Source organism: Arhodomonas sp. KWT (assembly GCF_010993615.1).
Window position 1 is genome coordinate 1 of sequence record NZ_WNXE01000085.1, and the last position, 2,584, is coordinate 2,584.

Consider the following 2,584-nt stretch of genomic DNA (forward strand, 5'->3'; position numbering starts at 1 on the left):
CGGGTCCATGTCCGTCGGCTGGCTCAGGTTGAAGTGGATGTTGCCGTCGCCGACGTGGCCGAAGGGGCAGGGGCGGATGCCCGGCAGCCGCTCGGTTACCGTTGCCGTGGCCCGTTCCAGGAACGCCGGGATCGCCGGCAGGGGGACGGAGACGTCGTGCTTGATGCTGGCCCCTTCGCGGCGTTGTGCCCCGGGGATGCTGTTGCGCAGGGCCCAGAGGGCGGCACGGCCGTCCGCCTCGGCGGCGATGCGGTAGTCCCGCGCGAGGTGTGGGGCGCCGTCCAGGGCGGCCTCGAGCAGCCCGGGCAGGTCGTCGCGGCGGCGCGAGCTGGTGACGTCGAGGAGGACGTACCAGGGCCAGCGTGCCGGGAACGGGTCGTGGCAGCCCTCGCCGTGGCGCAGGGCGAAGGCCACCGGCCGCTCCGCCATGAGCTCGAACGCGGTGAGCGCGTCGCCGGTCTCGCCACGCAGTAGGGCGAGCAGCGCCAGCGCGTCGGCCGGGCCGTCCACCGCCACCAGGGCGGTGGCGTGGTGGCGTGGGCGGGGATAGAGACGGAGCACCGCGGCGGTGATGATGCCCAGCGTCCCCTCGGCGCCGATGAACAGGTCCTTGAGATCGTAGCCGCTGTTGTCCTTGCGCAGGGCGTGCAGGCCGTTCCATACGCGGCCGTCGGCCAGCACCACCTCCAGACCGAGGGTGAGGTCCCGCGCGTTGCCGTAGCGCAGGACGTTCATGCCGCCGGCGTTCGTCGAGAGGTTGCCGCCGATGCGGCATTCCGCCTCGGCGGCGTAGCTCAGGGGGAAGAGGCGGTCCGCCCCGACGGCGGCGCGCTGCACCTCCGCCAGGGTGCAGCCGGCCTCCACGGTGATGGTATGGCCCACCGGGTCGACGGCGCGCACCCGGTCGAGGCGCTCCAGCGAGAGGATCACCTGGTGGCCGGACGTATCCGGCGCGGCGCCCCCGCAGAGCCCGGTATTGCCGCCCTGGGGGACGACGCTCACGCCGGCGTCAGCACACTGGCGCACGGCCTCGGCGACCCCGTCGGTGTCGCCCGGCCGCAGCACCGCGAGGCACCGGCCCTGGAACAGTCCCCGGCGCTCGTGGAGGTAGGGCGCCAGCGCCTCGGGCTGCGTGACCACGGCCGTCTTGCCGAGCGTGTCTCGAAGCCGCTGGAGCAGGGTCTGTCCGTCGGCGGCCGCGTTCATCCCTTCGCTCATGAATCCTGTCCCGTCAACGCCTGTGAATGGCCTGCACCAGTGAGAGCGTCGCCACCACGGCTGCCAGCACCAGCCCGGTCAGGACGGTGGTGACAGCGGCCAGTGCCGCGGCCATCGGTCCGAAGATGGCCGGCGCCTTCATCAGCGTGGTCATCAGCGACTCCTGGTAGTAGAAGAACCACTGATGCCCGGCGGGAAACACCCATTCGTGCAGTCTCGAGAACCAGCCGCCCCCGCCGGCATCGAACATCGCCGCTGTCGCCGCGGCGACCAGGGCCAGCCCGACCGCCAGGGAGAGCAGCAGTGTCCGTGCCGGTGGTACGTGGCCTGCCGCGGCGAGCCAGAGCGTTGCCGCCGCGGCGAGGATCGCTGCGGCGACCGCCACCTGTAGAAACCGCTGTACGCCGGCGGCGACCAGCCGCAGGTGCGCGATCTCCGGGGCGCGCAGCATCGGTATGCTACGGGCGCTGCCCGCCGGGCGGTAGCGGATGCGCCCGAGCCCTTTGCCGCCGTGGTTCACCGCGTCCAGTATCGCACCGAACAGGGCCTGGTGTGTCTCCGGGGTGAGCGTTTCGAAGCCATTGCGGTAGCGGTTCTGTGGCCCGTACTCGGCGATGTGCGCCTGGATGTCGAGCCAGCGGTAGAGCACCGGATAGCCGAAGTCCGCCGTTGACAGTACCTGCCATGCCGCCCCGGCGCAGGCGACGAGCAGCAGCGGTGCCAGCAGTATCCCGGCGAGCCGTGTGGTCAGCCGGGCCGGGGAAAGCGTGTGGGGTATTGCCGGGCCGGTCATCCGTACGGCCACCTCCCATCGGGCCGGGTGCGGGCTTTGCCGCACGCATGAGGGGCCGTGCGCGGATCGTCCCAGGTGCGCGGGCTCTATCCCGGGCCCATGGGCGGAAACCGTGCGGACGCACCCCGGCGGAGCATTGCCGGAACCACCGGCCGGCCGGCGCGGTCGTCTGTCTGTCCCGTCGCTGCCCGGCGGGTGTCCCGACAGCCGCGACCGGATCCGCGGGCGCGCTGACGCGTGACAATCCCGGCGGCCGGGTTAGTAAACTAAGGCCATTGTACCCCGCGCCTGCGGGGGCGGCAGCCACTGCCACCGGGGGAAGGTCGGGCCCCCACGTCCGCGTCACCGAGCGGTGTCCCGGCTGGATCGCCGGGATCGTGTCCCGACACGCAGCGAGTGAGAACGGGCTACAGCGCCTGAACGGTTGGGTAACAGAGGAAGGCCCCTATGGATACGGCATTCTGGCACGAGCGCTGGGAGCGCGGGCAGATCGGTTTCCACCAGTCGGATATCAACCCCTGGCTGCGGCGTTACTGGCCGGAGCTCGGTGTCGCGCCGCCGGCGCGGGTGTTC

The 2,584-nt window shown here is 71.9% G+C and carries 2 protein-coding genes and 1 pseudogene; 1 reads left to right on the forward strand and 2 read right to left on the reverse strand.

What is annotated here, in order from left to right; all coding sequences use genetic code 11:
• Positions 1-1,218, reverse strand: a 1,218-nt coding sequence (locus G7A99_RS12395) for an FAD-binding oxidoreductase (RefSeq protein ID WP_240466267.1), incomplete at its 3' end; no start/stop codon positions are given.
• A gap of 13 nt (positions 1,219-1,231) precedes the next feature.
• The gene (locus tag G7A99_RS12400; RefSeq protein ID WP_018719730.1) at positions 1,232-2,011 is read right to left on the reverse strand and encodes a hypothetical protein; all 780 of its coding nucleotides are present in this window, start codon (positions 2,009-2,011) and stop codon (positions 1,232-1,234) included.
• A 447-nt stretch (positions 2,012-2,458) separates the two neighbouring features.
• Between G7A99_RS12400 and G7A99_RS25505 the strand changes: the two are divergent.
• Positions 2,459-2,584, forward strand: a pseudogene (locus tag G7A99_RS25505) (thiopurine S-methyltransferase); the annotation flags it as partial.

Excerpts from the sequence above, each read along its gene's own strand:
- G7A99_RS12400 (WP_018719730.1), bottom strand. The coding sequence starts at position 2,011 with ATGACCGGCCCGGCAATACCCCACACGCTTTCCCCGGCCCGGCTGACC.